This window comes from Lysobacter sp. F60174L2, from assembly GCF_052547135.1.
In genome coordinates, this window is sequence record NZ_JBQWRA010000008.1 from 1 (window position 1) to 5,835 (window position 5,835).

Here is a 5,835-nt window from a genome sequence, read left to right on the forward strand (position 1 = left end):
CGCCTTGCGCCGTCCGATAATTCTGACAGTAGCCGTGTCCGCCGCGAGAAATTTCGGCGCTGCAGCCTAACGCCTGAGTTAAGCCGAACCGCGTAGTGGAGCCAAAGGTATGGCAAGCTTTTTCTGCCATGCCTTTGGTGTAACGAAGCGGTTTCGGCTTGAACGAATTGTTAGGCGGCAACCCGCACAACAAGTATTTCCGCAATGCGGCTTTCTGACAACGGATCATGCTGGTACTTGATAAGACAGTTCAGCGTCACCTGCGATTCCGTCATTGAGAGAATAAAGTCGTCTACGGCTTGATCGCCTATGTTCTTGAATTTGTAGTTGCCCGGAGGAATTGGCTGGTCAGTAAGCACGCGAGCCTTGCCAACTTTCTCGTACTTATTGAAATCGTATATGTCACAAGTAAGCCTGATGGGCGTTTCATCCACCTCCGTTGGTGGGTAGAACAAGCCCTTCATGTCCGATGTCAGCTCCAACACAGGTTGGCTATCAGGCCCCTCCAGTGCAACCCGTTGTACCTCATCACCTTCTAGGAGGTCATCCATCTCACGAACTGCACCAATGAGCTGGTTGCCGATCATGTACACCGGGCCATTGAACACTTGGTGCGTGTCACCGCTAGTGACAACAGTGTTTCCGTCGCCGTTCTGGGTGACTTGGAATTCCTTGCCTTGATGGGCTAGCTCGTACAGGGCTTTAAGGAAATCAAACGCGTTCTTCGTGGCTTCCCAGATGTTTGGGGTACCTGCCAAGAAGGGAAGTGCCAGCTGGAGCCCTGTATAGATTGCTTCCAAGTACGTGACAAACGAGCCATCTTCGTAGCGCGTAAGTCGAACTTGGAAGTTTGCACGATCTTGCTCCGAAAGGCGCTTCTTGTCGGTGATGGCTCGATACTGAGCATCAAATACGTGCTGCAAGGCGGTTAGCCCAGCAGCCACCTTGTCCAGACGGTCGCCTCCATCGAAAGCGCGTCCTTGCAGTTCGAATTTGTATCGGTCCATCGCGCGACTCCCCATTGCCGCCTAACGCCGGAATTAAGCCGACTTGCGTAGTGGAGGCAAAAGCGTGGCAAGCTTTTTCTGCCACGCTTTTGCTGTAACGAAGCAAGTTCGGCTTGAATGACTTGTTAGGCCGCACTGTACCCCGACGAAGGCCCGAGTGCGACGCCGCTACATGCACGAAGCCGCGGCGAGAACCGTACCTGCGCGCCGAGAACCTGCACTGCCAGGAACTGCACGATGCGATGCACTGGCCGAGCGAGAACCCAACCGCGCAGACCACCGCGAACCCTCACTACAATCTTCCGAAGGGCGAGGGCGCAGCAAACGCGATGGACCAAAAGAGTCGGTAGCGCGATCAGCTGCAAGCCGCTGCGGACCAAGCAAAGAACCGTTGCTGCTTGTGCGGCCTAACGCCTGAGTTAAGCCGACTTGCGTAGCGGAGCCAAACACATGGCAAGCTTTTTCGGCCATGTGTTTGGTGTAGCGAAGCAAGTTCGGCTTGAACGAATTGTTAGGCTGCTGCCCCCGGCTACTGGGACTGAAGAACCACAACCCACAGTCCGAGTGTAGCGAGGAAGTTGACCGTGAACACCAAGCCGCGCAGCCGAATGTTTGCGGTGAAGATTTGAACACAACTATGTGCCAAGCGTCCGACGACAAAGACCCAGGCAAGAGCAACCGCAGCAGTGCTCACCAGATCGCCTTGCATTAGTAGCAGGCATGCCGCGTAGAACAAAACGGGCCACTCGAACTGATTGGATAGGTTTGCACCGATACGGGGCTCAATAGCTGCCCACGGATTGGAGCCATCCGTGCGTTGGCCGATGCCCCAGACTTTAGGGGCGCGCGCAACGGTAAGCAGAGCGTAGAGGAGTGCAGCGAGCGCTACGTGCGCTGCCATTGGAAGCACAAGAGGATGTGCCATGTTTTCCCCGGTTGCGAAATGACTGGCTGCTGCAGCCTAACGCCTGAGTTAAGCCGACTTGCGTAGTGGAGGCAAAAGCGTGGCAGGCTTTTTATGCCACGCTTTTGCTGTAACGAAGCAAGTTCGGCTTGAACGAATTGTTAGGCCTCACCAGCGCGAGGCCACGGTGCGATGTCTGCGATCCGCAGATAGCAAAAGTTGTGCTGGAGTATCGGCTTTAGACTAGCCTTGAAACCTTCGAGGTCGAGTTCCCCGATTGTCACGATCACCACGTGGTCATCTTGCGCCACTACTTCAATGACCTCGTCGATTGCGCGCATGTCTTCAACGACAGCCCAAAAGTGCCTTTCATACTCATCTCGCTCAGGCACGAACGGACACGTGGGAGTTGCTTCGGCCGCGACGAGCTCGCGGAATGTAAGACGGACCTGCATGATCTCTCCTGTGAGGCCTAACGCCTGAGTTAAGCCGAACCGCGTAGTGGAGCCAAAGGCATGGCAAGCTTTTCCTGCCATGCCTTTGGTGTAACGAAGCGGTTTCGGCTTGAACGAATTGTTAGGCACCTGCCCGCGGGCGGTCCCCGTTGCCCAAAAGGTAGCCCGCGATGACGCCGAGCAAACCTACAACTGAGGCGATCTGCTTTTCACTGTAGCCCGCAACGATCAACAAGACAGCCATGGGAATGATGAGCGTTATGCCAAACACGCGAAGAATTGACTGAGGCGACCAAGCCTTTTGAGCGTTGCGGGCCAGATAGGCCAGCATGCCCCAGGCGACAAGTGTGAACGCCAGAATGGCAAAGGTTAAATAGACCTCAATGTCGCTCCACTCTCGTTGACGGGAAGGAGTGACAACAGGTGCTGTTGTGATGGTCGCAGCAACCGCCTCCTCGGATGCGGCGCCGGGATAGATGGCTGGAATTCCTTGTGATGGCAGCGTGTCAGTTGACCCCATGGCTGTCTGGAATTGTGGATCCTCCGCCTTTTCTGGCTCCGTTTGCGCATGAGCTACGGGGCAAAGCATCAGGATCACGACCAGTAGGTATTTCATACGCCGATTTCTCCCCAAAAGGTGCCTAACGCCTGAGTTAAGCCGAACCGCGTAGTGGAGCCAAAGACATGGCAAGCTTTTCCTGCCATGCCTTTGGTGTAACGAAGCGGTTTCGGCTTGAACGAATTGTTAGGCCACAACTTACCACGGCAACTCCGCCCAGCCCTTGCCTTGCAAGTCGCGGTAGCGCCCGGAAAGCTGGCCAGTGAAATAGCTGAAGCACGAGAATCCGGCAACAGCCCAACAAACTAAAACGACCCAAAAGCCAATGCGTCCTGCAACTTGCAGGCCACCGAAGTAGAGCCCAACGCACAGCGCTCCGAGCAAAAGGCTCGTAAGGCATGCTGCTGCGAACACCAACCAGCTACGCGGCTTTCCTAGCTTTTTGATCAAGGCTTGCATGGATGTTGGATTGGGGCCTAACGCCTGAGTTAAGCCGACTTGCGTAGTGGAGCCAAAGCCATGGCAAGCTTTTTCTGCCATGGCTTTGGTGTAACGAAGCAAGTTCGGCTTGAACGAATTGTTAGGCCGCACCGACCGCTAACGCGACAAATGCGACCCCGTACAACAGCAGGCCCAATGGAAGACAGAGCCGGATACGACTGACATAGCTCAACGCTGCGGGGGACCGCAACTCCGGTAGGTTGCGGCTAAACGCGACCTTGAGAGTAGCAACTCCGACGTTTGGGTCTGCGATTCGAGGCATGCCGGTATAGAAGAAGCTGAGCGAGCCTCGCTGGTCCACCAGTTCTGGTCGCTCCTGCCGAAGGATGCCATGGAACTTTGCTAAGGCATGCAGGTAGATCACCGTAAGCACTGCGGCGAGTACGAAACACAAGCTTGCGACTATTTCCATGTGCGGCCTAACGCCTGAGTTAAGCCGACTTGCGCAGTGGAGCTAAAGCCATGGCAAGCTTCTTCTGCCATGGCTTTGGTGTAACGAAGCAAGTTCGGCTTGAACGAATTGTTAGCACTTATGCCGAGGTGGCTGAGAGTGCTTTGCCTTGGAATACGCGAACCGCGGGGCTAAAGAAAAGATAGCCAGCGAACACGGCTAGCAGCCCTGCAATTAACGTGAAGGTGATGGCTCCCATCGGGTTTTCCGGGAAAGTTGCTACCGCCGCAACTAGAAGCACTAAGGCACTGAGCCCGCACAGGACGGCGAGGATATTGCCTGCGATACGACTGCCGCGGAGTACGAAGAAGAACAAGATTGCAGAGATGGCTAGGCGGCCAGCAACTACAGGAGTGAAGTCCAAGACCAGCATGACGGCCAAGTAGCCGAGGTACGCGACAGCGGGGGCAACGAGTGCGACGGGAGGTTTGTTCATGAGTGCTAACGCCTGAATTAAGCCGAGCCGCGAAGCGGCTTCGGCTTGAATGAATTGTTAGACCTCAAGCCTCTCACCTCACGGAACCGTTTTTCCGAGACGAATCCATTTGTATAGGCGAGCAAGCGTGCGCTCAAACAATAGCCAAAGGAATAGGCCGAGGAGCAGAGCCTTTATGCCGTAAGAGAAAGCTAATTGGTCCCATGAATCTGGATTGGTAAAGGACTCGCTAAGGTTGTATAGGGCCTTGCTTAAATAAGTTGGAACTGTCCAATGGGCCAGCGGATCTCGGGACGGTAGTGGCTCCCATGGTGGTGCAAGTTCCGTGTGGAGCTCGACCCCACTACTTGGCCGAATTTGGATATCAACGGGGTGAGCCATTTCGTTACGTATTTGTTCCAACCGCAACTGTTCTTGTTGTGCAGCCCAACGAGCCGACGCTGCCGCATTGAACTCCGGGCGATTGGGCGGCTGGTCTAAATGCGGCAAGCTCGGAACAACTCCGACAAGCGCCGACATTGCTCCGATGATTGTGAGCAAAAATCCGATGCGTTCGATTGGACTAGAGAGCTTAGGTATGAGCATTGCGACTCTCGGGGTTGCAGAATTCTTGGTATTGAGGTCTAACGCCTGAGTTAAGCCGACTTGCGTAGTGGAGCCAAAGCCATGGCAAGCTTTTTCTGCCATGGCTTTGGTGTAACGAAGCAAGTTCGGCTTGAACGAATTGTTAGGCCTCAGCTTAGCGTGTACGAGGGCCGCTGTTGGGGTTTGGCGGGCCGGGCGAGTGGTCCGGACCGCGGCATGCCTACTTTGGATCTCGTGGCGGGTAATCGCCCAGGTTCAACCGCACCCAAATCTCTTCCGCAACAATCGCTTGGGCGCGTTCGAACGTCTCCGGTGCGATGAGCCTTGCATCCCGGAGCGCATCAGCCACCAACCCCGCAACGTCTTGGCTCCACTGCTCGGAGTTCATGGGTGCTGCTCCTGAGGCCTAACGCCTGAGTTAAGCCGACTTGCGTAGTGGAGCCAAAGCCATGGCAAGCTTTTTCTGCCATGGCTTTGGTGTAACGAAGCAAGTTCGGCTTGAACGAATTGTTAGGCCGCAGACTACACGGCAATGAGAGCCGGGTCATACCAGACGTCCGTTTGCTCGGGCGCTAGCAAGACGCGCCAGCCCGGAGCAAGCGCCAAGTAGGGCACCAACTGTGGTGCATGCTCCACGATGTGATGCACATGCAGTGATTGGAAAAAATCGGGATCTTCCGAGTAATCGCCGCCCCAGATGTACCAGCCGCATGCTCCGCCGTCTGAGGAATGCCGGAGGGCGTTGAGAGGCAACTGCGACAGCGTAGAAAGCGCAACACCCAAGCGATCATCTTCGGCAGGCGGCTGAAAGAGCGACCCGAACTGTCTGCATGTATCCGATTGCGATAACTGCTTCATGCGGCCTAACGCCTGAGTTAAGCCGACCCGCGCTGGGTGGCTTCCGAAATCGAGGATAGCGTAGATGCCCCCGAAGTCG

9 protein-coding genes are annotated in these 5,835 nt (G+C 55.4%); all 9 read right to left on the reverse strand.

Annotation, left to right across the window (positions count from 1 at the left end; all coding sequences use genetic code 11):
- Positions 1-170: 170 nt before the first annotated feature.
- Complete coding sequence (locus ACT9AS_RS14455) at positions 171-1,007, reverse strand: hypothetical protein (RefSeq protein WP_445100861.1); 837 nt, start codon at positions 1,005-1,007, stop codon at positions 171-173.
- A 529-nt stretch (positions 1,008-1,536) separates the two neighbouring features.
- Complete coding sequence (locus tag ACT9AS_RS14460) at positions 1,537-1,932, reverse strand: MAPEG family protein (protein WP_445100862.1); 396 nt, start codon at positions 1,930-1,932, stop codon at positions 1,537-1,539.
- 140 nt (positions 1,933-2,072) lie between these two features.
- The gene (locus tag ACT9AS_RS14465; protein ID WP_445100863.1) at positions 2,073-2,366 is read right to left on the reverse strand and encodes a hypothetical protein; all 294 of its coding nucleotides are present in this window, start codon (positions 2,364-2,366) and stop codon (positions 2,073-2,075) included.
- Positions 2,367-2,487: 121 nt separating this feature from the next.
- Positions 2,488-2,982, reverse strand: coding sequence for a hypothetical protein (locus ACT9AS_RS14470; protein ID WP_445100864.1), 495 nt, complete (start codon positions 2,980-2,982; stop codon positions 2,488-2,490).
- Positions 2,983-3,123: 141 nt separating this feature from the next.
- The gene (locus tag ACT9AS_RS14475; RefSeq protein ID WP_445100865.1) at positions 3,124-3,465 is read right to left on the reverse strand and encodes a hypothetical protein; all 342 of its coding nucleotides are present in this window, start codon (positions 3,463-3,465) and stop codon (positions 3,124-3,126) included.
- A gap of 491 nt (positions 3,466-3,956) precedes the next feature.
- Positions 3,957-4,313, reverse strand: coding sequence for a hypothetical protein (locus tag ACT9AS_RS14480; protein ID WP_445100866.1), 357 nt, complete (start codon positions 4,311-4,313; stop codon positions 3,957-3,959).
- A 78-nt stretch (positions 4,314-4,391) separates the two neighbouring features.
- Positions 4,392-5,000, reverse strand: coding sequence for a hypothetical protein (locus tag ACT9AS_RS14485; RefSeq protein ID WP_445100867.1), 609 nt, complete (start codon positions 4,998-5,000; stop codon positions 4,392-4,394).
- Positions 5,001-5,118: 118 nt separating this feature from the next.
- A complete protein-coding gene (locus ACT9AS_RS14490; protein ID WP_445100868.1) occupies positions 5,119-5,286 on the reverse strand; it encodes a hypothetical protein in 168 nt (55 codons plus the stop codon).
- A gap of 134 nt (positions 5,287-5,420) precedes the next feature.
- Positions 5,421-5,835 (reverse strand): immunity protein Imm33 domain-containing protein (locus ACT9AS_RS14495; RefSeq protein WP_445100869.1); only part of this gene is annotated, 415 nt, incomplete at its 5' end.

Coding starts and splice junctions, on each gene's coding strand:
- ACT9AS_RS14455 (WP_445100861.1), bottom strand. CDS start 1,007: ATGGACCGATACAAATTCGAACTGCAAGGACGCGCTTTCGATGGAGGC.
- ACT9AS_RS14460 (WP_445100862.1), bottom strand. CDS start 1,932: ATGGCACATCCTCTTGTGCTTCCAATGGCAGCGCACGTAGCGCTCGCT.
- ACT9AS_RS14465 (WP_445100863.1), bottom strand. CDS start 2,366: ATGCAGGTCCGTCTTACATTCCGCGAGCTCGTCGCGGCCGAAGCAACT.
- ACT9AS_RS14470 (WP_445100864.1), bottom strand. CDS start 2,982: ATGAAATACCTACTGGTCGTGATCCTGATGCTTTGCCCCGTAGCTCAT.
- ACT9AS_RS14475 (WP_445100865.1), bottom strand. CDS start 3,465: ATGGCAGAAAAAGCTTGCCATGGCTTTGGCTCCACTACGCAAGTCGGC.
- ACT9AS_RS14480 (WP_445100866.1), bottom strand. CDS start 4,313: ATGAACAAACCTCCCGTCGCACTCGTTGCCCCCGCTGTCGCGTACCTC.
- ACT9AS_RS14485 (WP_445100867.1), bottom strand. CDS start 5,000: ATGGCAGAAAAAGCTTGCCATGGCTTTGGCTCCACTACGCAAGTCGGC.
- ACT9AS_RS14490 (WP_445100868.1), bottom strand. CDS start 5,286: ATGAACTCCGAGCAGTGGAGCCAAGACGTTGCGGGGTTGGTGGCTGAT.